The sequence below is a fragment of the Nocardioides luteus genome (assembly GCF_015752315.1).
In the GTDB taxonomy this organism is placed as follows: domain Bacteria; phylum Actinomycetota; class Actinomycetes; order Propionibacteriales; family Nocardioidaceae; genus Nocardioides.
The window spans coordinates 1166745-1191799 of sequence record NZ_JADOVJ010000001.1 but is presented as its reverse complement, the minus strand read 5'-3'; the positions used below and the strand labels follow the sequence as shown (position 1 = coordinate 1191799).

The window sequence follows — 25055 nt, the reverse complement described above, 5'->3', positions numbered from 1 at the left end:
GAAGCACCAGCGAATGATTCTTCATCGGATGACGTAGCATCGCTTCATGATCGATCTGTCCGCGCTCGTCGCTCTCCGTGCCGTCGACACCCATGGTTCGGTGGTGGCGGCCGCCGACGCCCTGGGTTTCACACCGAGCGCGGTCTCGCAGCAGGTCAAGCGGCTCGAGCGGCAGGTCGGCGTACCGCTCCTGGAGCGGATCGGGCGCGGCGTCATGCTCACCCATGCCGGGCGGCACCTGGTCGACGAGGGCTCACGGCTGCTCGCCGACATGGAGTCGCTGGAGTCCGGGCTGCACGAGCAGGCCACGACCGTCGCCGGGCGGCTGCGGCTGACCGCCTTCTCCACCGCGATGCGCGGGCTGATCGCGCCGGTCGCCGGCGAGCTCCGCACCGCCCATCCAGACCTCCTGCTCACCCTCTCCGAGCGGGAGCCGTGGGACACCGTCGACCTGGTGGCGACCGGTCACAGCGAGATCGGCGTGGTGCACTCCTGGGGCGACGTGCCGCTCTCCATCCCCGACCACCTCGTCACCACCGAGCTCCTCCGCGACGTCGCCGACGTGATCGCCCATCGCGACCACCCGCTGGCCCAGCTCGCCAAGGTGACCCCGCACGACCTGGTCGCCGAGGACTGGATCGCGACACCTGAGGGCACGATCTGCCGGCAGTGGCTGAACCGGATGTACGCCGGCACCGGCCGGCTGCCGCGGATCGCGCACGTCTCCATGGAGTTCGACAGCCACCTGGCGCTGGTGCGGGCAGGCCTCGGGATCGCGCTCGTCCCGCGCCTGGGGCGGGCGGCGCTGGGTGAGGACCTGGTCGCCGTACGCGTCGTCGACCCGGTCCCCACCCGTGAGATCCTCGCGCTGCACCGGCGCACGATGACCGCCTCACCGGCGGTCACCGCCGTGCTCGCGGCCCTAGCCGCTCAGAACAGCGCGGATCAGAACAGCGCAGAGGCCAGCGACTGACGACCCTTGAGCACGCGCTCGTCGTCGTTGCCGACCGCCGCGAAGAGCCCCAGCAGGTGCTCGCGCGCCTTGTTGCGCTCGTCCCCCGACGTACGCCGCACCAGCTCGACCAGCCGGAGGAAGGAGTCCTCCACGTGGCCACCGAGCAGGTCCAGGTCGGCGACGAGGGTCTGCGCGTCGACGTCCTCGGGCGCGGCCGCGGCGGCGGCACGGGCGGCGTTGAGGTCGACCCCCTGCGTACGCTGCAGGACCTTGGCCATCGCCAGCCCGGCGGCGGCCTCGGAGTCGGCGGGGTTGGAGGCGATCAGCTTCTCGTACTCGGCCACGGCCGCGTCGATGTCACCGCGCTCCAGCGCGTCCTGGGCCGGTGCGTAGCGCGGGTCGAGCGCCGGCTCGGCGCCCTCCTCGGTCGCGCCACCGCCGATGGCGTTGGGCTTGTGCCGCCCGCCGATGCCCTGGGTGGTGAGCTGCTGCCCGAGCTGCTGGAAGACCGTACGCAGCTCCTCGAGGTTGAGCGCGCCCGGGATCGGCTGGGTGACCGGCCGGCCGTCGAGCAGGATGTAGAGGAGCGGCACCTGGGGCACCTGCAGCGCCTGCGCGATCTGCGGGTTCTTGTCGATGTCGACCAAGCCGACCAGGAACCGGCCGTCGTACTGCTCCACGACCGTCGAGACGTCGCGCGCGTAGGTGACGCTCTCAGGAGCGCGGGAGGCGGAGTAGAAGACCAGGACGACCGGGGCGGTCATCGACGCCTCGAGCACCGACTGGAAGATCTGCTCGTCGACCTCGACGGTGTAGGAGCCGGCGCTCCGCCCCTGGGCGGGAGCCGCATCGGCCGGACCGCCGAAGGGGGCGTCCTGTGCGGGGGTGCTGGCGAGCCCGGAGAGGTCGACGGCTCCGGGACGGGAGAACGGCTGCTGCGTCATGTCGCCAATCCTATGAGGACGGTCTAACCGACGCTGCCACGGAGGCCCGCACGCTGGACGACGCGCTGGATGGTCAGGTCACGCTCGTTCGGCCGTCCGACGAAGTAGATGTTGTTGAGGCCCTGCTCCTGGGCGGCCGACTCGAAGACGAAGTGGCCGTAGTTGAAGATCTGGCCGGTGAACGACTGCTTCACGGTGATGTCGAGGACTCGGGCCAGCGGCATGGTCGCCAGCTCACTCGAGAGCACGCCGTGGACACGGAAGATGCGCATGTTGGTGACCACGAACCGGTCCCGGCTGACCACCAGCGACCGCCAGAACGCGTGCCCGACCAGCGCGAACGCGAGCAGCACGATGATCCAGGCGACGTTCATGTCGATCGTCGCGGCGACGATCATCAGCGCCAGACCGAGGATCGCCTCCGCCACCGGCCTGATGTAGGACACCCAGTGATGGGTGACCTCGTCGACGACGACCTCACCTTCGTCTCGCAGAAGGTGCTTGGAGATGTCGACACCGAAGAGGTTCACACCGGCAACGATAGTGACTCCGCGAAGCGAGAGTCGACAGAACAAGCCGTACGCCGGGACAACTCCTGCGGAAAGGCCGGCGACCGGCTACTCGGCGAGGAGCGTGTCGGCGGCGGCGTAGGGGTCCTTCTCCCCCGTGACCACCTTCTCCGCAAGGGCGTCCAGGTCGCTCGACGACCCCACCGTCGTCCACCTGGCCCGCAGCGTCTCGACGGCGATGGCCTCGATCTCGGCCCTGGCCCGTCGCGTACGCCGCAGCCCCAGCGTGCCGCTGGACTCGAGCCAGGCCCGGTGCTCGTCGAGCGCGGCGACCACCTCGGCCAGGCCCTTGCCGGACTGGGCGACGGCGGTGAGGACCGGCGGGGTCCAGGCCTCCGTCGGGCGGTCGGCCAGGCGGAGCATCCCGCGCAGGTCGCGCTGCACCTTGGTCGCCCCCTCCCGGTCGGCCTTGTTGACGACGTAGAGGTCGCCGATCTCCAGGATCCCGGCCTTCGCCGCCTGGATGCCGTCGCCCATCCCGGGCGCGAGCAGGACCACGGTGGTGTCGGCGAGGCCGGCGATCTCCACCTCCGACTGGCCCACACCGACGGTCTCGACCAGCACCACGTCGAAACCGGCGGCGTCCAGCACCCGGATCGCCTGCGGCGCCGACCAGGCCAGACCGCCGAGATGGCCCCGGGAGGCCATCGACCGGATGAAGACACCCGGGTCGGTGGCGTGGTCGGTCATCCGGATCCGGTCACCGAGCAGCGCACCACCCGAGAACGGGGACGACGGGTCGACCGCCAGCACGGCCACGGTCCGCCCGGCGGAGCGCAGCTCGCGGACCAGCGCTGAGGTGGTCGTCGACTTCCCGACGCCCGGGGCACCGGTGAGCCCCACGATCTGGGCGTTCCCACCGTGCGGCGCGAGCGCGGCCATCACCTCGCGGAGGCGCTCTCCCCCGCCGACGGGGGCGTTCTCTACGTACGACACCAGCCGCGCGACCGCCCGGGGCTCACCGCCCCGGGCGCGCGCGACCAGGTCGCTCACTTCAGCGATGGCTCACGCCTTGGGCACACGCACGATCAGTGCGTCACCCTGACCGCCACCACCGCACAGCGCGGCCGCACCGGTGCCGCCACCGCGACGCTTGAGCTCGTGCGCCAGGTGGAGCACGACGCGCGTGCCGGACATGCCGACGGGGTGGCCGAGCGCGATCGCGCCGCCGTTGACGTTGACGATCTCCGGGTCGAGACCGAGCTTCTTGGTGGACTCGATGCCGACGGCCGCGAACGCCTCGTTGAACTCGACCAGGTCGAGGTCGGCGGCGGTGATGCCCTCCTTCTCGAGGGCCTTGGCCGTGGCGTTGGCCGGCTGCAGCTGCAGCGAGGAGTCGGGGCCGGCGACCATGCCGTGGGCACCGATCTCGGCGAGCCACTCCAGACCGAGCTCCTCGGCCTTCTCCTTGCTCATCACCACGACGGCAGCGGCACCGTCGGAGATCTGCGAGGCGGAGCCGGCGGTGATGGTGCCCTCCTTGGAGAACGCCGGGCGGAGCTTGGCCAGCGACTCGGCAGTGGTGTCGCCGCGTACGCCCTCGTCGGCGCTGACGACGATCGGCTCGCCCTTGCGCTGCGGGATCGAGACCGGGACGATCTCGTCGTCGAAGACGCCGTTCTTCTGGGCCGCGGCGGCGCGCTGGTGCGACGTGGCGGCGAAGGCGTCCTGCTCCTCGCGGGTGAGCTTCACGCCCTCGGCGTTGACCTGCTCGGTGAGCCCGCCCATCGCCTGCTGGGTGAGCTGGTCGTAGAGCGCGTCGTAGGCCATCGAGTCCACCAGGGTGGTGTCGCCGTACTTGAAGCCCTCGCGGGACTTCGGAAGCAGGTGCGGCGCGTTGGTCATCGACTCCATGCCGCCCGCGACGATGATCTCGGCCTCGCCGGCGCGGATCATCTGGTCGGCCATGGCGATGGTGTTGAGGCCGGAGAGGCACACCTTGTTGATGGTGATCGACGGGATGTTCATCGGCAGCCCGCCGGCGATGCCGGCCGCGCGAGCCGGGTTCTGACCTGCGCCGGCCTGGATGACCTGACCCATGATCAGGTAGTCGACCTGCTCCGGCGAGACGCCTGCCTTCTCCAGGGCGCCCTTGATGGCGACGCCGCCCAGATCGGCCGCGGACAGGCTCTTGAGCCCGCCGAGCAGGCGGCCGATCGGCGTACGCGCCCCGGCGACGATGACGTTGGACATGGGTCCTCCAAGGATGTTGGTGGTGCTGATCTGCCACTGAGGTTACTTATTAGTAACCTCAGTGGGAAGAGAGATGACAGCAGCTGGGTGTGGCTGTCATCACACATTGTGCCTCTTAGGCCCGACCTCAAGGAGAGTAGGCCCATGACTACCGTTGACATCCCGCCGCACCTGTTCACCCAGATCGACCACGTCGGCCTCGCCGTCGCCGATCTGGACGCGGCGATCGACTTCTACGAGAAGACCTTCGGCATGAAGCTCGCCCACCGGGAGACCAACGAGGAGCAGGGCGTCGAGGAGGCGATGATCGCCATCGGCGACTCCGACAACAAGCTGCAGCTGCTCGCCCCGCTCAACGAGAACAGCACCATCGCCAAGTTCCTCGACCGCAACGGCCCGGGCATGCAGCAGCTGGCCTACCGGGTCACCGACGTGGAGCAGGTCTCGGCGATCCTCCGGGAGCGCGGCGTACGTCTTCTCTACGACGCACCGCGGCGCGGCACCGCCGACTCGCGGATCAACTTCATCCACCCGAAGGACGCCGGCGGCGTGCTGGTCGAGCTCGTCGAGCCGGCCGCGAACCCCGCCCACTGAGAGCCCACCACGGCACGTGAACGATCCAAGAGTCATGTGTCACATCAGGCTGGCGTTAACGGTTACTCACCAGTAATGTCCAGCGAAATAGAGCCAACCGCGACCCCTACGACGACGCAGGAGCCGACCATGCAGAAAATCCTCGACGCGATCCTTGCGGGCGACACGCCCAGCGAGGAGTTCGCGAACCTCGAGATCCCCGACCACTACCGTGCCGCCACCGTCCACAAGGACGAGGTCGACATGTTCGAGGGCGTCGCGACCAAGGAGAAGGACCCCCGGAAGTCCCTCCACGTCGAGGACGTCGCCCTTCCCGAGCTCGGCCCGGGCGAGGCCTTCGTCGCGGTGATGGCCTCGGCGATCAACTACAACACCGTGTGGACCTCGATCTTCGAGCCGGTCTCCACCTTCGGGTTCCTGGAGCGTTACGGCAAGGAGTCCGAGCTCGGTGCCCGCCACAACCTCGACTACCACATCGTCGGCTCCGACCTGTCCGGCGTCGTGCTGAAGGTCGGCGCGGGCGTGACCAAGTGGAAGCCGGGCGACCGGGTCGTGGCCCACTGCCTCTCGGTCGAGCTCGAGGCTCCCGACGGCCACAACGACACGATGATGGACCCCTCCCAGCGCATCTGGGGCTTCGAGACCAACTTCGGCGGCCTCGCCGACGTCGCGATGGTCAAGGCCAACCAGCTGATGCCGAAGCCGGAGCACCTCACCTGGGAGGAGGCCGCCTCCCCCGGCCTGGTCAACTGCACCGCCTACCGTCAGCTCGTCTCCGCCAACGGCGGCAACATGAAGCAGGGCGACAACGTCCTGATCTGGGGTGCCTCCGGTGGCCTCGGCGGCTTCGCGACGCAGTACGCCCTCAACGGCGGCGCCAACCCGGTCTGCGTGGTCTCCAACGAGGAGAAGGCCAAGATCGTGCGCAACATGGGCGCCGAGATGGTCATCAACCGCTCCGAGATGGACTTCAAGTTCTGGAACGAGGACGGCACCCAGCAGAACCCGAAGGAGTGGCTGCGCCTGGGCAAGGCCATCCGCGAGCTCACCGGCGGCGAGGACATCGACATCGTCTTCGAGCACCCGGGCCGTGAGACCTTCGGCGCCTCGGTCTTCGTCACCCGCAAGGGCGGCACCATCACCACCTGCGCGTCGACCTCGGGCTACATGCACGAGTACGACAACCGCTACCTGTGGATGAACCTCAAGCGGATCATCTCCAGCCACTTCGCCAACTACCGCGAGTCGTGGGAGGCCAACCGCCTCATCGCGCAGGGCAAGATCCACCCGACCCTCTCCCGGACCTACACCCTGGAGGAGGTCGGCCAGGCCTCGCTCGACGTGCACCACAACAAGCACCAGGGCAAGGTCGGCGTGCTCTGCCTGGCCCCCGAGGAGGGGCTCGGCGTCCTCGACGAGGAGAAGCGCGCCGCGCACATCGACAAGATCAACCTCTTCCGGGGAATCTGAGACCCGTAGTCTCAGTAAATAGAACCGTTTGAGACTGGATTCACGGCCGGTCTCCCCTTGCGCGAGGGGCGACCGGCCGTAGTCTTGCCCTTTGGGAGCAGAGGCAGCTCGTAGACGACCTACAGTGTGAGGAATCCGCCACAAATGACGAATGAGGGACTGTCCATCTTCAACGAGGCTTCAGAGCCTCGGCAGAAGCCCGAGCAGGACTCGACCGAGACACAGGTCCTCCCCAGGGTCCCCGGCGCATCTGGTTCACCCAGCTCCGGCCACAACTCGCCACCACCGGCTCCAGGCTCGCTCCCAGCCTTCCCGGTCGTGCGTCGTGGCGGATACGACCCCGGCACCGTGAACGCGCGGGTCCAGCAGCTGCTCCAGGCCAACGGCCAGGGTCAGTCGGCCCTGCGCAACGCGCAGCGGCGCATCGCCGAGCTCGAGCGCAAGGTCAACGACCTCAAGGCAGCAGCCGCCCAGAGCAACGAGGCCCCCTCCTACGCCTCGCTCGGTGGCCGCGCCAGCGCGATGCTCCGGCTGGCCGAGGAAGAGGCCGCCGCCGTCAAGGAGTCCGCCGAGAAGGAGGCCGCGGTCATCCGCGAGGCCGCCCAGCGCGAGGCCGCCGCGACGAAGGCGTCCGCCCAGCGTGACATCGAGTCGCTGCGTACGACTCACTACAAGGAGATCGACGACCACCGCGAGAAGGTGATGTCGGAGGTCCAGCAGGCTCGCTCGATGGTGCAGGCCGAGAGCGACGAGATGCTCGCCGCCGCCAAGCGCGAGGCCGACCAGATCCGGCTCGCCGTGCAGCAGGAGGTCACCCAGCTGCGTACGTCGACCCAGCGCGAGGTCGAGAAGGCCCGTGCGGGCGCGGACCGTGAGGTCCAGGAGGCACGGCGGATGCTCGCCGTCGAGCGCGAGCGCCTCGCCCGCGAGGCCGCCGACCACCACGACCAGGCGATGGCCGAGACCGCTCGCATCGTCGCCGAGGGCGAGACCCGCGCCGCCGACGCCGAGGAGCGCGCCCGGATCGCCGCCCAGCACGTCGCCGACCAGCGCGCCGAGCTGGCCAAGGAGTCCGAGGGGATCATCTCGCGCGCCCGCCGCGACGCCGAGGCGATCCTGTCCAAGGCTCGCGCCGAGGCCGACCACCTCGCCTCCACCGCGACCGTCGAGGCCGAGAAGGGCCTCGCGATCATCAAGGCCGAGGTCGACCGTCTCACCAAGCGCCGCGACGCCATCGCCGCTCAGCTCTCCTCGCTCACCGACCTGGTCTCCGGGTTCGGCAAGACCGAGGACCCGGCCGAGCTGGAGGCGCCGAAGCCGCGCGCCGAGGAGGAGGACATCGTCGACGGCGAGCTCGTGGTCGATGAGAGCGTCACCCTGGTCGACTCCGACGACGACCTCTCCGACGACTACGACGACTACGACGAGCCCTCGGAGAAGACCGCGATCCGCGAGCCCGAGACTGCGAAGTCCGAAAGCCGGTGAACGCGGCCGCTGCCGACCGTCCCACGGACGGTCCTGAGTCGACGTCTGCCGAAAACGGCTCGAACGAGGACCCAGCGGTCGACAGCGAGACCGCGATCGACGTCGAGGAGCCGGAGCCCGAGGAGGAGAGCGAGCGCGACAAGCGGTACGGCAAGCCCGGACCGCGGTTCGACCGCAACTCGCCCTACCTCTTCGGGCTGCTCCTCGGCTTCGGCCTGCTGACCGCGTACGCGGCAGGCAACCTCCTCACCACGATGGGGAGCGTGATCCTCCAGGTGGTGGTCTCGCTCTTCATCGCGGCGGGGATCAACCCGATGGTGGTCTTCCTGCAGAGGCGTGGCTTCGCGCGTCCGTGGGCGGTCCTGACCGTCATCCTCGGCGTGCTGGGCGCGCTCGCGCTCTTCTTCGTGGCGCTCGTGCCGGTGATCAGCGACCAGGTCGCCAAGATCTCGGCCAACGTGCCCGACTGGATCGAGGAGCTCCAGCGCAACCAGCGCATCCAGCAGCTCAACGAGGACTACCAGATCCTCGACAAGGTGCAGGAGTACGTCGCCAGCGGCGACTTCGTCAGCAGCGCCTTCGGTGGTGCGCTCGGCGTGGGCCTGGCGGTGATCAACGTGCTCGTCACGGCGTTCATCGTCATCGTCCTGACGCTCTACTTCATCGCCGCCTACGACCAGACGAAGAACGCGATCTACCGGCTCGCCCCGGCCTCGCGCCGCGACCGGGTCAGCAAGCTCGGTGACCGGGTCTTCGACGGCATCGGCGGCTATGTCTCCGGCGCCTTCATCGTCGCCCTGTGCGCCGGTCTGTCGACGCTGGTGCTGCTCTTCGTCATCGGCATGGGCGAGTACGCGGTGGCGCTGGCCTTCGTCGTCATGATCACCGACGTGATCCCGATGATCGGGGCCACCATCGGCGCGGTCATCGTCTGCGCGATCACCTTCGCGACGACCGACGTGAAGACGGGCCTCATCGCGGTCGTCTTCTACATCGCCTACCAGCAGTTCGAGAACTACGTCGTCTACCCGCGGGTCATGTCCCGCTCGGTCGACATCCCCGGCGTGGTCACCGTGATCGCGGCCCTCATCGGCGCCTCGCTGCTCGGTGTCGTCGGCGCGCTGCTGGCGATCCCGACCGCGGCGGCCATCCTGATGCTGATCCGCGAGGTCTACGTCAGAGCTCAGGACGAGCGCTAGCAGGACCCTTCGAAGCGCCGCATGCCTCAGCTGATCAGCTGAGGCATGCGGCGCTTCGGGCTGTCAGGAGGCGCTCGTCGACTGCTCGCCCTGCTGGACCGCGATGATGCCGGCCAGCACGACCAGGCCGCCGACGAGCTGGATGAGGCCGGGCGCCTCGCCGAGCAGCAGCCAGGCGAAGACGACGGCCGAGACGACCTCGAGAAGTCCGACGAAGGACGACAGGCGCGACCCCAGGGTGCGGGTGGCGGCGATGCCGGCGGCGTACGCGACCGAGCAGGTCAGCACGCCGAGGCCGATCAGCGGCCCCCACCAGGGCATCTCCAGGCCCGCCAGGACCACCGGCGTGGTCTCCATCGCGAACGGGATCGCCCCGACCAGGCAGAGCAGCGCGAGCAGGATCGTGGCACCGGTCAGGCCGAGCCAGGCCAGCGCGAGCGGCGGCAGCGTGGTGCTGGAGTGGGCGTTGAGCACGTAGTAGCCGGCCAGGCCGACGGCTGCCGCCGAGCCCCACAGGACACCGAGCGGGTGCACGTTCGCGCCGCTGACGAGGTCGAGGACCAGCACGAGTCCGGCGATCGCGACCAGCGCGCCCACCATCGTCAGCCGCGAGGGCCGCTCGCCGTGCCGCAGCCACATCCAGGCGACGACGAGCACGACCCCCATGTACTCCAGCAGCAGCGCCGGCCCGACCGCCATCCACTGCACCGCCGAGAAGAACGCGAACTGCGGCACCACGATCGCCAGCAGTGCGTACGCCACCACGACCCGCCAGCTCGCGGCGATGTTCCGCCACCGGCCAGCCAGCGAGCGCACCGCGAACGGGGCCAGCACGAGGGCGCCGATACCGACGCGGAAGACCAGCACGCCGCCGGTCGACCAGCCGGTGTCGAAGAGGCCGCGTCCCAGCGGCCCGGACAGGCTGAACGTGACCGCCGAGACGACCGCCAAGAGCAGTCCGGCCGCCACCAGCGGCGTCTTCGTCGTGCTCTGCGGCACCGCCTCGTCATTGGTCAAAGTCGTCATGACACATGACGATCCCAGCGACGCGGTAATGTGTCAACATGGTTTTCACCCATGACACCGAGGTAGGCCTCCAGGCGGCCGCGGCGCTGGCGAACACCCTCGCCCTCTCCCCCGGCTCGGTCGACGAGCTGAGGACCGTGGCGGCGCTCGACGAGTTCTTCGTGACGTACGACTACACGGGGCGGCACGACCGCGACCGCGCCGAGCTCGACGAGGTCCGTGCCCTGCGCATCCGGCTGCGCGATCTGCTCACCGCCGAGGGCGACGAGGCCGTGCGGCTGACCAACGCGCTGCTCGCCGAGCACCGGGCCACGCCCCAGCTCGTCCGCCACACGACGTACGACTGGCACATCCACGCCACCGAGCCCGACGCGCCGCTGGCGACGCGGATCGCCGTGGAGACCGCGATGGCGATGGTCGACGTGATCCGCGACGATGAGCTGTCCCGGCTCTCGATCTGCGCCGACGACGGCTGCGCGGGGGTGGTCGTCGACCTCTCCCGCAACCGGTCGAAGCGCTACTGCTCGCCGACCTGCACCAACCGCAACGCGGTCGCGGCCTACCGGGAGCGTCAGGCGGCGAGCACGAAGTAGCGCAGGGCGACGTAGACCCAGGCGACGGCCAGGGTCACGATCGTCACCACGATGCCGTACCTGGTGAACTTCCAGAAGCTGATCGGATGGCCGGCCTTGGCGGCGAGGCCGAGCACGACCACGTTGGCACCCGCGGCGACCGCCGTCGTGTTGCCGCCGAGATCGGCGCCGAAGACGAGCGCCCACCACAGCGGGCTGTCGGCCCCCGAGGACGGTGTCGCGGCCACCATCTCCTCCACGATCGGCACCATCGCCGCGGTGTAGGGGATGTTGTCGACGAACCCGCCGACGACGGCCGAGCCGATCATCAGCCCGGTGACCCCGGCGAGCTCGTTGTCGCCCATCAGGTCGGCGGCGAAGGTGCCCAGGGAGCCGATCACGCCGACCTCGACCAGGCCGCCGACCAGCACGAACAGGGCCATGAAGAAGGCCAGGGTCGACCACTCGACCTCCTCCAGGAACGCCTCGGTCCTGGTCCGGGAGACGACCACCATCGCGCCGGCGCCGAGCATGGCGACGAGCGAGGGGTCGAGGTGGAGCTCGGTGTGCAGCCCGAAGGCGAGCATCACCAGGGCCAGGACGGCCAGGCAGCGGTAGAGCAGCCCGCGGTCCGGGATCGCCGAGGCGGGCGGCTCGATCAGGCCGTCCAGATCGACCCGGCCACGGAAGTCGTGCCGGAAGAGGACCCGGACGAGCCCGATCAGCACGACCAGCAGGATCAGGCACAGCGGCAGCGAGTGGATCAGGAAGTCGTCGAAGGTCAGGTTGGCCCGGCTGGCCACGATGATGTTGGGCGGGTCGGCGATCAGGGTCGAGGTGCCGCCCACGTTGGCGGCCAGGATGAGCGAGATCAGGTAGGGCATCGGCCGCAGCCCCAGCCGCTCGCAGACCGACAGCGTCACCGGCGTGACGAGCAGCACCGTGGTCACGTTGTCGAGGATCGGCGAGAGCACGGCGGTGACCAGGATCAGCAGCGTCGCCAGCCGCGCCGGACGGCCGCCGGAGTGCTTGACCGCCCAGAGCGCGAGGAACTCGAACAGCCCCGTCTGCTTGAGGACGCCGACGATCACCATCATCCCGAAGAGCAGGAAGATGACGTCCCAGTCGACCCCGGTCTCGTGGCTGTAGAAGGCCGACTCGGCACTGATGATCCCGAGCGCGACCATCGCGGCGACGCCACCCAGGGCGGCGGCGACGCGGTGGACGCGCTCGGTGGCGATGAGGCCGTAGGTGACGATGAAGACGGCCACCGCTGCGTACACGATCATGCGTTGAGCTCCATGCCCTCGACTCTCCGCGACCGCACGCCGGATCCGAATGGGTGCTGCCACCCATAAGTCCAGGCCAGAGAGCATGTCAGGGTTGGGGCATGAGCCACTTGCCCCTCTACTGGCGGGTCTGCCTGACGAACTGGGCGGTCTTCTGCGTCGGCACCCTGGTCCTGGCGCTGTCCCCGGCCCGGGTCTCCGAGCGGGTCCTGGCCTCCGAGGCGGTGGTGCTGGCGGTCGGGCTGGTCGTGATGGCGACCCTCAACGCACTGCTCCTGCTGCGCAGCCTGGCGCCGATCGACCGGGTGATCCGCACGATGGACTCGGTCGACCACCTCTCCCCCGACCAGCGTCTGACCACCCACGGCAAGGGCGCCGGCGCCCGGCTGGTGGCCAGCTACAACGCGATGCTGGAGCGGCTCGAGACCGAGCGGAGCACCAGCAACGCCAAGGCGCTCGCCGCCCAGGAGGCCGAGCGGCACCGGATCGCCCAGGAGCTCCACGACGAGGTCGGCCAGTCGCTGACCGTCGTGCTCCTGGGGCTCAAGGGGCTGGAGCGACAGGTGCCCGAGTCGGTGCGACCCGACCTGGCCGCGGTGCGCGAGTCCGCGCGCACGGGTATCGACGACGTACGCCGGGTGGCGCGGCAGCTGCGACCGGGCGTCCTCGAGGACCTCGGCCTGCACGCCGCCCTGGCTGCGCTGGCCACCGACGTCGGCGCGCTCGGCCGTACCAGCGTACGCCGCACCGTCGGGCGCGGACTGCCCGAGCTGCCCCAGGACCGCGAGCTGGTGATCTACCGGGTCGCCCAGGAGGCGCTCACCAACGTCGTCCGCCACGCCCACGCCGCCACCGCCGAGCTGTCCCTGTGCAAGGTCGGCGACAAGATCGTCCTCACCGTCACCGACGACGGCCGCGGCAGCGCCGACCTCGTCGCCGGCGCCGGGATCAGCGGCATGCGGGAACGGGCCCTGCTCGTCGGCGCCGACCTCCGGGTGACCAGCGCTCCCGGCCGCGGCACCACCGTCGTCCTGGAGGTGCCGCTGTGACCCCGACGCCTGCGAAGATCCGGATCCTGCTGGCCGACGACCACACCCTGGTACGCCGCGGCGTACGCCTCATCCTCGACGCCGAGCCCGACCTCGAGGTGGTCGCCGAGGCGGCGGACGGCGCCGAGGCCGTCGCCGCGCTGCGCGACGTCGACGTCGACCTGGTGATCCTCGACGTCGCGATGCCGCGGATGACCGGGCTGCAGGCCGCTCGCAGCATCGTCCGGATGCGTACGCCACCGAAGATGCTGATGCTCTCGATGCACGACAACGAGCAGTACTTCTTCGAGGCGCTCAAGGTCGGCGCCAGCGGCTACGTCCTCAAGTCGGTCGCCGACGAGGACCTGGTCAAGGCGTGCCGCACCGCGATGAGCGGCCAGGCCTTCGTCTACCCCGGGGCGATGAGCGCGCTCGTCCGCGACTACCTCGACCGGCTCAACCGGGGCGAGAGCCTGCCGCGTACGGTCCTGACCGAGCGTGAGGACGAGGTGCTCAAGCTCATCGCCGAGGGCCACTCGACCCGCGAGATCGCCCGCGAGCTGACGATCTCCTACAAGACCGTCGAGCGGCACCGCGAGAACATCCTCGCCAAGCTGGGCCTGCGCGACCGCACCCAGGTGACCCGGTACGCGATCAGGGCAGGCCTCATCGAGCCCTGAGGTCTCAGCGGCTCAGGCGCCGAACTCCCGGGCGCGCAGTCGCGCCAGGTGGGCGTGCACCAGCGGAAGCACGGACGCACCCTCGCCGCTCGCGGAGGCGACCCGCTTCATCGACCCGGCGCGTACGTCGCCGACGGCGAAGACACCCGGCACCGTCGTCTCCAGGCTCGCGGGCGGGCTGCCGTCGACCCACTCCTCGCGCGGCACGTCGCGGCCGGTCAGGACGAACCCGTGCTCGTCGAGGGCCACGCCCTCCGCCAGCCACGCACAGTCGGGTTCGGCTCCGAGCAGGCAGAAGAGGCCGTCGGCGGAGGTCTTGGTGTCCTCGCCGGTGTCCAGGTTCTCCAGCAGGAGCCACTCCAGCTGGCCCTCGCCGCCGCCGTCGGCGACGATCGTGCGGGGCCGAACCTGGATGTTCGAGGTCGCGTCGATCTCCCGCACCAGATAGGCCGACATGGTCTCCGCGAGGTCGTGCCGCCGGACCAGGATCGTCACGGCCTTCGCGAACTTGGCGAGGTGGATGGCCGCCTGTCCGGCCGAGTTGCCGCCGCCCACCACGAAGACCTCACGGCCCTGCATCTCGCGCGCCATCGACGTCGCGGCGCCGTAGTAGACGCCCGCACCCACCAGGTCGTCCACGCCGGCGACCCCGAGCCGCCGGTAGGTCACGCCCATCGCGAGCACGACCGTTCGCGCGCAGAACTGGGCGCCGCGTACGTGCACGTGCTGGTGCTCCGGCTCGTCGGCCGGGCCGGGCTCGATCCCGGTCACCGGCCGCCCGGAGAAGAAGCGTGCCCCGAACCGGCTGGCCTGGATGCGGGATCGCTGGGCGAGACGCATCCCCGAGATGCCGCGGGGGAAGCCGAGGTAGTTGCGGATCATGGAGCTCGACCCCGCCTGGCCGCCGATCGCGTCGCGCTCGACGACGACCGTCGCCAAGCCCTCCGACGCCGCGTAGACGGCCGCAGCGAGGCCCGCCGGTCCGCCGCCCACGATGGCGACGTCGGCGATCACACCCTCGGGAATCTCGTCGAACCCGCCGTAGATGGCCTCGGCGGCCGTCGCCGCGGTCGCCCCGGAGACCACCTGGCCCCGGAACGTACGGACCAGAGGCAGCTGTGCCCCCGGGCCGGCGGCCTCGATGAGCTCCTGCGCCTCGTCGTCGCCCGGTTCGAGCAGCCGGTTCGGGAAGCCCATCCGTTCGAGCAGGTCCCGGATCGCCGCCGCAGCGCGGTCGCCCGGCTCGGCGACGACATCGGTCACGGTCACCAGAGGCCTGCCCACCGACCATCCCCACTCCGAGAGAAGCTCGATCAGCGCGGTGTGGAACTCCTCGTCCCGCGGGCCGCGCGGGATGAGGACGAAGGTGTCCATCTCGCGCTCGAGCGCGGCGGCACGCAGGTCGTCGAGTGCATCGGAGAAGTCCTCCCACGAGACCAGCGCGACCCGGCGTGCCGTCGCCACGATGCCCGGTACGCGGTGCAGCAGCTCGATCGAGGTGCCCTCGTCGAGCACGTGCTCGGCGGCGACCATCGCGATCTGCGCACCCTCGGCCACGAGCTCGCGCGTCCGGTCCAGGCCCGCGGCGAAGCCCACCACCGGCTCGATCCGGTAGTCACGGTCGTAGCGTGCCCTGAACTCCTGCTCGATGAGGTCGGCGTGCTCGCCGCCGACCAGCACGATGACGGGCCTGTCGCGCTCCATGCCGCACAGCGTAGACGCCGCAGCGGCTCAGTCGCCGAGGAACTGACGCAGGGCGGCGAGGAAGGTCTCCGGCTTCTCGGAGTGGACCCAGTGACCGGCGCCCTTGATGGTCACCTTGCGGTAGCGCGGGAACCATTCCTTCATCGCCGGCGCGTAGTCGTCGGTGACGTAGTTCGACAGCTCGCCGGCCACCCACAGCACGGGCCCGTCGTAGGGCTCGTACGCCTTCAGCTCCTCGGCCGGCCAGGCGCCGATGCGGTCGAGGTCGCGCCCGAGCACGTCCAGGTTCATCGCCCAGCGCCAGCCGTCGCCATCGCGGCGCAGGTTCTGCAGCAGGAAGCCGCGGATCGTCGGGTCCGGGACGGCCTCCTGCATCCCCGCGTCCGCCTCCTCGCGCCGGGTGATGCGGCTCAGGTCGAGCGCCTGCATCGCGTCGACGTACGTCTTGAAGCCGCCGACGCGCTCGTAGACGACCGGGGACATGTCGGCCACGACCAGCTTCGCGACCAGCTCGGGGCGGGTGATCGCGAGCAGCATCGCCACCTTGCCGCCCATCGAGTGGCCGACCACGGTCGCGGGGTCGTCGGCCCCGTCATCAGCAGAGAGGAGCTCCGCGACGGCCGCGGTCACGTCGAGGTAGTCGAAGGTGTCAGGCTGCGGCGAGCGGCCGTGGTGGGGCAGGTCGACGAGCGTGACCCGATGCTTGTCGGCCAGCTGCTTGCCGAGCGTGTTCCAGTTGCGGCCCTGGCCGAAGAGCCCGTGCAGGAAGACGACGCGGTTGCCGGACTCGCCGAGCTCGAGCGTATGAAGTGTCACCGGAGGATCGTAAGGGCTCAGAAATCGAAGCCGTCGAACATGTCTCCGATGCCGTCACCAATCCCACCGAAGGCGTCGCCGATGCCCTCGCCGATGCCGCCGATCGCGTCGCCCATGCCCTCACCGATCTCACCGAAGGCGTCGAAGCCGCCGAACGCGCTGAACATCAGCCCGGCGAACATCCAGTCCATCGGCGAGAAGGCGCCGAAGTAGCCGGCGGCGTAGGGCCGGTAGGCCGGGCCACCCTGCCAGTAGGGAACCCGCTCGTTGCCGACCATCACCTTGCGGGTGTCGGGCTCGGCGCCGGCCTTGACACGCTCGGCGTCGAGCGCGCAGGCAGGTACGTCACGAGTGGTGCCGCCCGGCGGCGCCCAGGCCACGTCCTCGACCGAGAGGCCGTGGCGGGGGTCGAAGAAGCACGGCGGGCGGCGCTTGGGCAGCGGTTCCCCGGCGACCCGCGCCTTGACGCACGCGATCGCGTAGCGACCGTCCTCGACGATCGTCGTGATCTGCTTGACGTCGTCGGGCGAGGTCATCCTGTCGACGGTGCGCTTGGCCGTCTCGTACTCGTCCAGCGCCCGCTGGTAGTCGGCGTTGGCGCCCTCGTCGAGCTCCTTGCCGGACATGTCGAGGTCGAGCTTCTGCAGCTCCTCACCGAAGGCGGTGACGTCCTCGAAGGCGAGCTGCTTGACCGGTTCGAGCTCGGCGCGCTGCTTTTCCAGCGCTCGCGCCTGCGAACGCCTGCTGGTCACGACCACGGTCCCGATCACCGCGACGACGATGAGAAGTGCGATCAGAAGTCCCACGTCATTCAGCGTACTGCCGGGGTGGTCGGGGGCGCGGTTCGTCTAGGTATGCAGGCGAGCCCGCGCATCCCAAGCGGAGTTCCACGTGGGATGCGGCAGTCTGGCTGCATACCTAGACGAACTGACGCCGCCGGCGGCTCAGCTGTAGTCGCGGAACCCCTTGCCGGTCTTACGGCCGAGGTAGCCCGCGGTGACCAGGTGCTCGAGCAGCGGCGCGGGCGCGAAGCCCGGCTCGCGGAACTCCAGGTAGAGCTCACGCTCGATGGCGAGCGAGACGTCGTTGCCGACCACGTCGAGCAGCTCGAACGGACCCATCGGGAGCGCACAGCCGAGCTTCATCGCGGTGTCGATGTCGTCGGCGGTGGCGTAGTGCCCCTCGAGCATCTTGACCGCGTCGTTGAGGTAGGGGAAGAGCAGCGCGTTGACGATGAAGCCGGCGCGGTCGCCGCACGAGACCGGCGACTTGCCGACCTTCGCGCACAGCGCACGGACGGTCTCGGAGACCTCCTCGGCCGTGGTGACGGTGGAGACGACCTCGACCAGCTTCATCACCGGCGCCGGGTTGAAGAAGTGCATCCCGACGACGTCGGCCGGCCGCTTCGTCACCCGCGCCAGCTCGATGACCGGCAGGCTCGAGGTCGTGGTCGCCAGGATCGCGCCGGGCTTGCAGATGTCGTCGAGGTTCTCGAAGAGCGTGGTCTTGATGGCCAGGTCCTCGGCGATCGCCTCCACGACGATGTCGACGTCGGCCAGGTCGTCCAGCGACGTGGTGCCCGTCAGGCGGCCGAGGATCTCCGGCTTCGCCGACTCCTCGAGCTTGCCTCGTCCGATCGCCTTGTCGAGGCTCTTGGTGATCCGCGCGGCGACGCCGTCGACCTTGTCCTGACTACGCCCGACGTACGTCACGTCGTAGCCGCCCTTGGCGAAGACCTCGACGATCCCGGAGGCCATCGTCCCGGTGCCGACGACGCCCACCTTCGTGATCGACCGGCGCAGCTCGTGGGTGGCGTCGGCGCTCGGGGTGAGCGCGTCCGGGACCACGACCGGCGAGTCGGCGGCCTCGTAGGTGTAGAAGCCGCGGCCCGACTTCCGCCCGAGCATCCCGGCGGTGACCATCTGCTTGAGGATCGGCGCGGGGGCGTGCAGCCGGTCGCGACCCTGGCGGTACATCGTGTCGAGGATCTCGTAGGAGGTGTCCAGGCCGATCAGGTCCAGCAGTGCCAGCGGCCCCATCGGGTAGCCGCAGCCCAGCCGCATCGCGGTGTCGATGTCCTCGCGGGTGGCGTAGTGGCCCTCGAACATCGCGACCGCGTGGTTGAGGTAGCCGAAGAGGAGTGCGTTGGCGATGAACCCGGCCCGGTCACCGCAGACCACCGGCGACTTGCCGAGCTTGCCGACGACCGCGCGGGCGTCCTCGAGCACCTCGGGCTCGGTCACCACGGTGCGTACGATCTCGACGAACTTCTGCACCGGCGCGGGGTTGAAGAAGTGCACGCCGACGACCCGCCCCGGGTGCTTGGAGGCGGTCGAGATCTCGGTCACCGAGAGCGACGAGGTGTTGGTCGCCAGGATCGTCTCGGGAGCCACGATCTCGTCGAGGGTGGCGAGGATGGACTTCTTCAGCTCCAACGACTCCACGACCGCCTCGACGACCATGTCGACGTCCTTGAGCGCCGTCGCGTCGGTGGCGAAGGAGATCCGGCCGAGCAGCGCCTCCTGCTCCTCCTCGCTGAGCTTGCCACGCTTGACCGCACGACCCGTCGAGTGCGCCAGGTGCGCCTTGCCGCGCTCGAGGCCCTCCTCGTCCCGCTCCACCCCGACGACGGTGAACCCGTTGCGGGCGAACACCTCCGCGATCCCCGCACCCATGGTGCCCAGGCCGACGACTCCGACTGTCTCGATCGTGCGCTCGCTCATGTCGAGCATCCTGCCACGGGGTGGTGCCGGGTACGCCAGGACGCCGCTAGATTCAGGCCCCGTGACGGAACAGACCCAGGCCGCCGAGCCCGTCGAGGCCGAACGCATCGACGCCGAGCGGATCATCCCCGCCTCCCCCACCGACATCTTCGCCGTCCTGGTCGACCCCGACGGGCACGTCGCCATCGACGCCTCCGGCATGCTCCAGTCGGCGGACGGGTCCGCCGTGGCCGCGATCGGCGACCGGTTCGTCGTCCACATGGACCGCGAGGCCCTCGGCGACTACCCGATGGGCAGGTACGACGTCACCGTGATCATCACCGGCTTCGACCCCGACCGGGCGATCGAGTGGACCATCGAAGGCACCGTCAAGCCGCCGATCGGCCACCGCTTCGGCTACGAGCTCGAGCAGCTCGACTCCGGCGACACCCGCGTCACCTCCTACTGCGACTGGTCCACCGCCCTCCCCGAGTGGAAGCCGATCTTCCCGGTCATCGACCAGAAGTCGATCCGGGCCACGCTGGGAATCCTGGAGCGAGCCGTACGCCGCGGCTACCCCCGCCCCTGACCGAGGAGGCCGAGGCGTCAGACAGGCGAATCGAGCCGTCACCGGGGTGACGACTCGATTCGCGTAGGTGACGCCTCGGCCGACGTACGTGACGCCTCGGCCGGGCGGGATCAGTAGGTGTGGAAGCCCTCGCCGGTCTTGCGGCCGAGCTTGCCCTCCTGGACCTTCTGGACCAGGAGAGGCGCGGGGTCGAAGCCGGGCTCGCCGAACTCGCTGCGGAGCTCGGACTGGATCGCCAGGGAGACGTCGTTGCCGACCACGTCGAGGAGCTCGAAGGGGCCCATCGGGAACTTGGCCGACTCCTTGATCGCGGTGTCGATCTCGTCCATCGCGACGCCGGACTCGTGCAGCTTGACGGCGTCGTTCAGGTAGGGGAAGAGCAGGGCGTTGACGATGAAGCCGGAGCGGTCGCCGCAGGAGACCGGCACCTTCTTGACCGCCGTGGACAGCGCGCGCACGGTCTCGTCGACCTCGGCGGAGGTGAGGTCGGTGGTGACCACCTCGACGAGCTTCATGACCGGCGCGGGGTTGAAGAAGTGCATCCCGATGACGTCGCCGGGGCGCGCGGTCACCTTGGCGAGCTCGGTGATCGGCATCGAGCTGGTGGTCGTGGCCAGGATGGCGCCCGCCTTGGCGATCCGGTCGAGGTCCTTGAAGAGCTCGGTCTTCACCTCGAGGTCCTCGGCGATGCCCTCGACGATCAGGTCGGCCTCGGCGAGGTCCTCGCGCGAGGTGCTCCCGGTGAGCCGGCCGAGCACGCCCGCCTTGGTCGCCTCGTCCGAGCGGCCCTTGGCGATGGCCTTGTCGAGCGACTTGGTGATCCCGGCGACGACGCCGTCGAGCTTCTCCTGGGAGCGGCCGACGAAGACGACGTCGTAGCCCGCCTGGGCGAAGACCTGGACGATGCCGGAGGCCATCGTGCCGGTGCCGACCACGCCGATCTTCTCGATCGTGTGGCGCAGCTCCGGAGCGCGTACGTCGTCCCCGTCCGCGCCGGTGAACGACCCGGCCTCGTCGGCGACCCGGGTGAGCAGGTCGGCGGGCTTGTGCAGGTTGTCGCCGGTCTCCTCGAAGCGGGCGAGCAGCGCGTCGCGTACGACGGAGGCGCCGATCTCGTCGACCGTGGCCAGCGGTCCCTGGGGGTAGCCGCAGCCGAAGCGCATGGCGTTGTCGATGTCGGTGGCGGTGGCGTAGCCCGACTCGAGCATGCGAATCGCGTGGTTGAGGTAGGGCAGTACGAGCACGTCGTGGATGGAACCCTGAGTCGAAACCGTCATGCGACGGAAGACTGCCAAATTTATTACCCATGAGTAACCCCTGGTGGCGTGACGCTGCTCACATGGGCCCATGCGATACGTTCTCCCGGTGAGACTCGTCGTTGCCACCTGCCAGGTCGACTACGCGGGGCGGCTCACCGCCCACCTCCCGATGGCCACCAGGGTGTTGATGCTCAAGGCCGACGGATCGGTGCTGGTCCACTCCGACGGGGGCTCCTACAAGCCCCTCAACTGGATGTCGCCGCCCTGCACCCTCTCGGAGGGCAAGTCCGAGGACGGCCGCGTCGAGTGGACCGTCACCTCCAAGACCGATGACACCCTGCGGATCCTGATCGACGAGATCCACCACGAGACGTCGCATGACCTGGGCATCGACCCCGGTCTGCAGAAGGACGGCGTCGAGAAGCACCTCCAGGAGCTCCTCGCCGACCACCCGGCGACGCTGGGCGAGGGCCTGACCCTCGTACGCCGCGAGTACCCGACCGCGATCGGCCCGGTCGACCTGATGTGCCGCGACGCCGACGGGAAGTCGGTCGCCGTCGAGATCAAGCGACGCGGTGAGATCGACGGTGTCGAGCAGCTGACCCGATATCTCGAGCTGCTCAACCGCGACCCGCTGCTGGCGCCGGTGCGGGGCATCTTCGCAGCCCAGGCCATCAAACCGCAGGCCCGCGTGCTCGCCGAGGACCGCGGCATCACCTGCGCGATCGTCGACTACGACGCGCTGCGCGGCCTCGACGATCCGACCGAGAGACTCTTCTGACCAACAGTTGGTGCACGGTCAGGCAAGTTCACGTCGGCGAAACACCATTCCATACGTTTCGCATGGAACTGCGTGACAAGATTCACGCCATGTCCATGAACTACTCGGGGCATGGCGTTGGGGGCCGCCTGTCCGTGAGCGACGTCGAGGCGATCATGATCGATCTCCTGACGATGCAGCAGATGCACACGGCGGAGTTCCATGCGATCAAGGGGCGGATGGAGCGCACCGACGCCGCGATCGACAGCGTCAACGCGCGCCTGGACAGCGTCGAGCGGCGGCTGGACGACCTGCTGATCTCGATGAGTCAGCTGCTCAACTGGATCAACCCCCGCTGACGAGCCGAGTCGGCGCTCAGGAGTTGACGGTGATCGGCTCGCCGCCGGAGACGAGGCGCCAGTCGACCGAGGCGAAGGCGGCCGGGTCGATGACCTGGTGAGCGGTGACCCAGTCGATGAGCAGCTGTCGGATCTCGACCTGCTGGTTGTAGACCACGGTGGCGTCGGTGACGTGCGGGAAGCCGCCGCCACCGGACTGGCGGTAGTTGTTGACCGCGAGCACGAACTCCTGGGCATCCGTGACCGCGACGCCGCCGTAGGCGAGGCCGGTGATCCGCGAACCCACCGGGACGGAGATGTCGATGTCGTAGGTCAGCGGCGCGTCCAGGCCGGCGATCGTGTCGAAGTTGTAGTCGGGCGTGCCGTTCGGCGCGGTGTTGGTCGGCGCGTTGGTCACCTGGTCGATCGGGAACGGGCCGGTGCCGCTGACCTGCTTGAAGTAGCGCGCGGTGAACTCGAGGTAGTCCTTGAGCTGGGCGCCGGTGATGCGCACGGCCATCAGGGTGTTGTCGTAGATGTAGAGACCGGCGACGTCGCGTACGGTCACCTCGCCCGCCGGGAAGGCCGCGGCACGGCTGAACGGGGCCGCGATCGAGATGACCGGCAGCTCCGCGTCGGAACCGGTGAGCGCCGCCTTGACCGCGTCGGCCTGGACGAAGTTGACGAAGTCGATGATCGGTACGTCCTCCACGACCGCCCGCGCGGCCAGCATCTCCACGGCCGAGGTGCCGACGACGGAGTTGACGTAGTCGATCACCACGTCGTGCTGCTCCTGCACGGCGGCCGAGACCTCCGGGTCGGCGTCGACGGTGTTGGAGTTGAGCGTCTGCGAGGTCGCCGACTGCAGGACCCAACGGGGCCGGCCGTGACGCTTCTCGCGGCGTACGACCAGGTCCATCACGGAGACGCGCATACCCCAGTAGAGCGGCTCGGTCAGCAGCACCTGCTTGCCGGTCTCGGTGTTGGTGACGTAGCGCTGGGTGATCTCCCGGTGGGCGTGGCCGACGAGGATCGCGTCGACGTCCGGCACCTGCTCGGCGACCAGGGTGGAGGCGTTCTCCGGGGGCAGCTCGTCGCCGTAGGAGCTGGAGGTGTCGGCGCCGGAGTGGGCGCTGATGATGACGAGGTCGCAGCCGGCCTTCTTGAGCTCGGGCACGAAGATCTTGGCCTGCTCGACCAGCCCGGGAAACTCCATCTTCCCCTCGACGTTGGCCTTGTCCCAGATCGCGATGCCGGGGTTGGTCAGACCGAGCACACCCACCCGGAGGCGGCGGCCGCGGCCGAGGTCGTAGTCCTTGATGATGTAGGGCGGGAAGACCGGCAGCTTGGTCGACGGGTCGACCGCGTTGGCGCCGAGCATCGGGAAGTTCACCTGCTCCTCGAACTTCCGGATCGTGTCGATGCCGTAGTTGAACTCGTGGTTGCCGAGCGCCGCGGCGTCGTAGCCGACCAGGTTCATGGCCCGAGCCATCGGGTGGATCGCGCCCTCGGTGATCGGGTCGATCCGGGCGTAGTAGTAGGCCAGCGGGGTGCCCTGGATGGTGTCACCGGCGTCGATCGTGAGGATCGGCTCGCCGCGTCGCTCCTCGCGCACCGCATCGATCAGCGTCTTGACCTTGGCGACGCCGATCTCGTTGCCGGCGCTGTTCGAGAACTCGGCGTTCTTGTAGTAGTCCCAGTTGAAGACGTTGCCGTGCAGGTCGGTCGTGCCGAGCACGGTCAGCCGGACGGTGTCCGGCTTTCCCGCGTACGCCGGGGTGGCGGTGTAACCGGCAGCGCTCAGCGCCGCGGCGCCCGTGACAGCAGCACCGGACAGGACAGAGCGGCGGGTGGCGTGAGGCATCGGTAACGTCCTTGCACGAGTAGGTAATCGACTGCAAAGCAATTCCTACCACCCGGGCAATGGATCAGCGGCCCAATTTCCGCACTTGTTCGAGGACCGGAACCAGCACGTCCGTCAGACTGCCCGCAGCCGGTGCCGCTCGTCGTAGGCCACCAGTGCCTCCAAGCGCTCCGCGGTCACCTGGTCACGAGGCGTGTAGACCATCATCCGGGAGCCGCCGGAGCCGACGCCGAAGCGCGTCGAGGTCAGATGAAGGTCGCCCACCGGGCTGACGAAGTCCTTGGCCGGCACCGGGGCGTCGACCACGTCATGGCGCATCCACACCTCGTCGAACTCCGGCGAGGCCTCCCGCAGTCGCTGCACGAGACCGGTCCACAGCGGGTCGTCGAGGTGCTGGGCCATCGTCGCCCGCAGAGTTCCGACCAGGTGCGCGGCCGCCGCCGGCCGGTTGCCCACGCACATGTTCTTGCAGTAAGGGTCGGTGAAGAACAGCCACGCGGTGTTCCGCTCCCCCGGCTCCACGCGGTCGATGTCACCCATCATCCGGTTGTACGCCCGGTTGTATCCCATGATGTCGAAGCGGGGCGACGTCACCACGGCAGGCAGCGGGTCGAGCTGGTCCAGGACCTCCTGCCGCGGGCGGTCCACCAGCGAACCCTCCTGGGCAGGAGGCACGACGGTGACACCGGCCAGCTGGAAGAGGTGCCAACGCTCCTGGGAGTCCATCCGCAGCGTACGCGCGACCGCCTCCAGCACCTGGACCGACGCATTGATGTCGCGGCCCTGCTCGAGCCAGGTGTACCAGGTGACACCGACCCCGGCGAGCAGCGCGACCTCCTCGCGCCTCAGACCAGGCGTACGTCGCCGGCCGCCGCCGGGCAGCCCGACGTCCTCCGGGGTGATCCGTTCACGGCGCGTGCGCAGGAAGGCGGCGAGCTCTGCTCGCCCGGCGGTGCTGGTGGCCATGGCTCCTATGGTCACCCCGCGGTACGCCGATGGCCAGCGGTTAGCCAGGCACC

General features: G+C 69.4%; 24 protein-coding genes. 11 read left to right on the top strand and 13 right to left on the bottom strand.

The window, feature by feature from the left end; all coding sequences use genetic code 11:
* Positions 1-46 precede the first annotated feature (46 nt).
* On the top strand, positions 47-973 hold the full coding sequence (locus HD557_RS05755) for a LysR family transcriptional regulator (protein ID WP_196873199.1): 927 nt from the start codon (positions 47-49) through the stop codon (positions 971-973).
* Here HD557_RS05755 and HD557_RS05750 read toward each other — a convergent pair.
* From HD557_RS05750 to HD557_RS05735, 4 genes are all read right to left on the bottom strand, one after another.
* Positions 946-1899: a co-chaperone YbbN gene (locus HD557_RS05750; RefSeq protein WP_196873198.1), complete on the bottom strand. Its 954-nt coding sequence runs from the start codon at positions 1897-1899 to the stop codon at positions 946-948. The genes HD557_RS05755 and HD557_RS05750 overlap by 28 nt on opposite strands.
* 23 nt (positions 1900-1922) lie before the next feature.
* Positions 1923-2429, bottom strand: a complete 507-nt coding sequence (locus HD557_RS05745; protein WP_008362196.1) for a PH domain-containing protein — start codon at positions 2427-2429, stop codon at positions 1923-1925.
* An 87-nt stretch (positions 2430-2516) separates the two neighbouring features.
* Positions 2517-3461, bottom strand: a complete 945-nt coding sequence (gene meaB / locus HD557_RS05740) for a methylmalonyl Co-A mutase-associated GTPase MeaB (RefSeq protein WP_196873197.1) — start codon at positions 3459-3461, stop codon at positions 2517-2519.
* Between the two features lie 12 nt (positions 3462-3473).
* Positions 3474-4661, bottom strand: a complete 1188-nt coding sequence (locus HD557_RS05735) for an acetyl-CoA C-acetyltransferase (RefSeq protein ID WP_196873196.1) — start codon at positions 4659-4661, stop codon at positions 3474-3476.
* Positions 4662-4805: 144 nt separating this feature from the next.
* Between HD557_RS05735 and mce the strand changes: the two genes are divergently transcribed.
* The 4 genes from mce to HD557_RS05715 all read left to right on the top strand — a co-directional run bounded on the left by mce (position 4806) and on the right by HD557_RS05715 (position 9409).
* Entirely contained in the window at positions 4806-5255 is a 450-nt protein-coding gene (gene mce, locus HD557_RS05730) for a methylmalonyl-CoA epimerase (RefSeq protein ID WP_008362190.1), read from the top strand.
* A 129-nt stretch (positions 5256-5384) separates the two neighbouring features.
* Positions 5385-6725 (top strand): crotonyl-CoA carboxylase/reductase, encoded by a 1341-nt coding sequence (gene ccrA, locus HD557_RS05725; RefSeq protein WP_008362188.1) that lies wholly within the window; start codon positions 5385-5387, stop codon positions 6723-6725.
* Positions 6726-7043: 318 nt separating this feature from the next.
* Positions 7044-8210 carry a hypothetical protein gene (locus tag HD557_RS05720; protein ID WP_196873195.1) on the top strand — a complete coding sequence of 389 codons (1167 nt, stop codon included), beginning with the start codon at positions 7044-7046 and terminating at the stop codon, positions 8208-8210.
* Entirely contained in the window at positions 8207-9409 is a 1203-nt protein-coding gene (locus tag HD557_RS05715; RefSeq protein WP_008362183.1) for an AI-2E family transporter, read from the top strand. Before HD557_RS05720 ends, HD557_RS05715 begins: the two co-directional genes overlap by 4 nt.
* A 63-nt stretch (positions 9410-9472) precedes the next feature.
* Here HD557_RS05715 and HD557_RS05710 read toward each other — a convergent pair whose 3' ends face one another.
* Positions 9473-10435, bottom strand: a complete 963-nt coding sequence (locus tag HD557_RS05710) for an EamA family transporter (protein WP_196873194.1) — start codon at positions 10433-10435, stop codon at positions 9473-9475.
* Between the two features lie 38 nt (positions 10436-10473).
* Between HD557_RS05710 and HD557_RS05705 the strand changes: the two genes are divergently transcribed.
* Positions 10474-11028 carry a CGNR zinc finger domain-containing protein gene (locus HD557_RS05705; RefSeq protein WP_196873193.1) on the top strand — a complete coding sequence of 185 codons (555 nt, stop codon included), beginning with the start codon at positions 10474-10476 and terminating at the stop codon, positions 11026-11028.
* Here HD557_RS05705 and HD557_RS05700 read toward each other — a convergent pair.
* Positions 11007-12296: an ArsB/NhaD family transporter gene (locus HD557_RS05700; RefSeq protein WP_008362180.1), complete on the bottom strand. Its 1290-nt coding sequence runs from the start codon at positions 12294-12296 to the stop codon at positions 11007-11009. The genes HD557_RS05705 and HD557_RS05700 overlap by 22 nt on opposite strands.
* A 101-nt stretch (positions 12297-12397) precedes the next feature.
* On the opposite strand from HD557_RS05700, the gene HD557_RS05695 reads away from it, so the two are divergent.
* Both HD557_RS05695 and HD557_RS05690 read left to right on the top strand, forming a co-directional pair.
* Entirely contained in the window at positions 12398-13345 is a 948-nt protein-coding gene (locus HD557_RS05695) for a sensor histidine kinase (RefSeq protein ID WP_196873192.1), read from the top strand.
* Positions 13342-14004: a response regulator gene (locus tag HD557_RS05690; protein WP_008362178.1), complete on the top strand. Its 663-nt coding sequence runs from the start codon at positions 13342-13344 to the stop codon at positions 14002-14004. Before HD557_RS05695 ends, HD557_RS05690 begins: the two co-directional genes overlap by 4 nt.
* Positions 14005-14016: 12 nt before the next feature.
* Here the strand turns inward: HD557_RS05690 and HD557_RS05685 are convergent, their stop codons facing one another.
* The 4 genes from HD557_RS05685 to HD557_RS05670 form a co-directional block, all read right to left on the bottom strand.
* Positions 14017-15708: an FAD-dependent oxidoreductase gene (locus HD557_RS05685; RefSeq protein WP_196873191.1), complete on the bottom strand. Its 1692-nt coding sequence runs from the start codon at positions 15706-15708 to the stop codon at positions 14017-14019.
* Between the two features lie 27 nt (positions 15709-15735).
* Positions 15736-16524, bottom strand: coding sequence for an alpha/beta fold hydrolase (locus HD557_RS05680; RefSeq protein ID WP_196873190.1), 789 nt, complete (start codon positions 16522-16524; stop codon positions 15736-15738).
* Between the two features lie 17 nt (positions 16525-16541).
* Positions 16542-17330: a hypothetical protein gene (locus HD557_RS05675; protein ID WP_040756551.1), complete on the bottom strand. Its 789-nt coding sequence runs from the start codon at positions 17328-17330 to the stop codon at positions 16542-16544.
* A gap of 138 nt (positions 17331-17468) precedes the next feature.
* The gene (locus HD557_RS05670; RefSeq protein ID WP_196873189.1) at positions 17469-19247 is read right to left on the bottom strand and encodes a 3-hydroxyacyl-CoA dehydrogenase family protein; all 1779 of its coding nucleotides are present in this window, start codon (positions 19245-19247) and stop codon (positions 17469-17471) included.
* A 61-nt stretch (positions 19248-19308) separates the two neighbouring features.
* On the opposite strand from HD557_RS05670, the gene HD557_RS05665 reads away from it, so the two are divergent.
* Complete coding sequence (locus HD557_RS05665; protein WP_196873188.1) at positions 19309-19815, top strand: polyketide cyclase; 507 nt, start codon at positions 19309-19311, stop codon at positions 19813-19815.
* A gap of 110 nt (positions 19816-19925) precedes the next feature.
* Here HD557_RS05665 and HD557_RS05660 read toward each other — a convergent pair whose 3' ends face one another.
* Entirely contained in the window at positions 19926-21092 is a 1167-nt protein-coding gene (locus HD557_RS05660) for a 3-hydroxyacyl-CoA dehydrogenase family protein (protein WP_040756547.1), read from the bottom strand.
* Between the two features lie 88 nt (positions 21093-21180).
* On the opposite strand from HD557_RS05660, the gene nucS reads away from it, so the two are divergent.
* Together nucS and HD557_RS05650 are read left to right on the top strand one after the other, a co-directional pair.
* Positions 21181-21855 carry an endonuclease NucS gene (gene nucS / locus HD557_RS05655; RefSeq protein ID WP_008362169.1) on the top strand — a complete coding sequence of 225 codons (675 nt, stop codon included), beginning with the start codon at positions 21181-21183 and terminating at the stop codon, positions 21853-21855.
* 62 nt (positions 21856-21917) lie between these two features.
* Complete coding sequence (locus tag HD557_RS05650; RefSeq protein ID WP_008362168.1) at positions 21918-22193, top strand: hypothetical protein; 276 nt, start codon at positions 21918-21920, stop codon at positions 22191-22193.
* A 16-nt stretch (positions 22194-22209) separates the two neighbouring features.
* Here HD557_RS05650 and HD557_RS05645 read toward each other — a convergent pair whose 3' ends face one another.
* Both HD557_RS05645 and HD557_RS05640 read right to left on the bottom strand, forming a co-directional pair.
* Positions 22210-24036, bottom strand: a complete 1827-nt coding sequence (locus HD557_RS05645; RefSeq protein WP_008362167.1) for a bifunctional metallophosphatase/5'-nucleotidase — start codon at positions 24034-24036, stop codon at positions 22210-22212.
* 114 nt (positions 24037-24150) lie between these two features.
* Positions 24151-25002 (bottom strand): helix-turn-helix transcriptional regulator, encoded by an 852-nt coding sequence (locus HD557_RS05640; RefSeq protein WP_008362166.1) that lies wholly within the window; start codon positions 25000-25002, stop codon positions 24151-24153.
* Between the last annotated feature and the right edge of the window lie 53 nt (positions 25003-25055).

What these genes read in the sequence shown, in the direction of transcription:
- HD557_RS05755 (WP_196873199.1), top strand. Translation starts at nt 47, where the DNA reads ATGATCGATCTGTCCGCGCTCGTCGCTCTCCGTGCCGTCGACACCCAT.
- HD557_RS05750 (WP_196873198.1), bottom strand. Translation starts at nt 1,899, where the DNA reads ATGACGCAGCAGCCGTTCTCCCGTCCCGGAGCCGTCGACCTCTCCGGG.
- HD557_RS05735 (WP_196873196.1), bottom strand. Translation starts at nt 4,661, where the DNA reads ATGTCCAACGTCATCGTCGCCGGGGCGCGTACGCCGATCGGCCGCCTG.
- mce (WP_008362190.1), top strand. Translation starts at nt 4,806, where the DNA reads ATGACTACCGTTGACATCCCGCCGCACCTGTTCACCCAGATCGACCAC.
- ccrA (WP_008362188.1), top strand. Translation starts at nt 5,385, where the DNA reads ATGCAGAAAATCCTCGACGCGATCCTTGCGGGCGACACGCCCAGCGAG.
- HD557_RS05710 (WP_196873194.1), bottom strand. Translation starts at nt 10,435, where the DNA reads ATGACGACTTTGACCAATGACGAGGCGGTGCCGCAGAGCACGACGAAG.
- HD557_RS05705 (WP_196873193.1), top strand. Translation starts at nt 10,474, where the DNA reads ATGGTTTTCACCCATGACACCGAGGTAGGCCTCCAGGCGGCCGCGGCG.
- HD557_RS05700 (WP_008362180.1), bottom strand. Translation starts at nt 12,296, where the DNA reads ATGATCGTGTACGCAGCGGTGGCCGTCTTCATCGTCACCTACGGCCTC.
- HD557_RS05695 (WP_196873192.1), top strand. Translation starts at nt 12,398, where the DNA reads ATGAGCCACTTGCCCCTCTACTGGCGGGTCTGCCTGACGAACTGGGCG.
- HD557_RS05685 (WP_196873191.1), bottom strand. Translation starts at nt 15,708, where the DNA reads ATGGAGCGCGACAGGCCCGTCATCGTGCTGGTCGGCGGCGAGCACGCC.
- HD557_RS05670 (WP_196873189.1), bottom strand. Translation starts at nt 19,247, where the DNA reads ATGAGCGAGCGCACGATCGAGACAGTCGGAGTCGTCGGCCTGGGCACC.
- HD557_RS05660 (WP_040756547.1), bottom strand. Translation starts at nt 21,092, where the DNA reads ATGACGGTTTCGACTCAGGGTTCCATCCACGACGTGCTCGTACTGCCC.
- HD557_RS05650 (WP_008362168.1), top strand. Translation starts at nt 21,918, where the DNA reads ATGGAACTGCGTGACAAGATTCACGCCATGTCCATGAACTACTCGGGG.
- HD557_RS05645 (WP_008362167.1), bottom strand. Translation starts at nt 24,036, where the DNA reads ATGCCTCACGCCACCCGCCGCTCTGTCCTGTCCGGTGCTGCTGTCACG.
- HD557_RS05640 (WP_008362166.1), bottom strand. Translation starts at nt 25,002, where the DNA reads ATGGCCACCAGCACCGCCGGGCGAGCAGAGCTCGCCGCCTTCCTGCGC.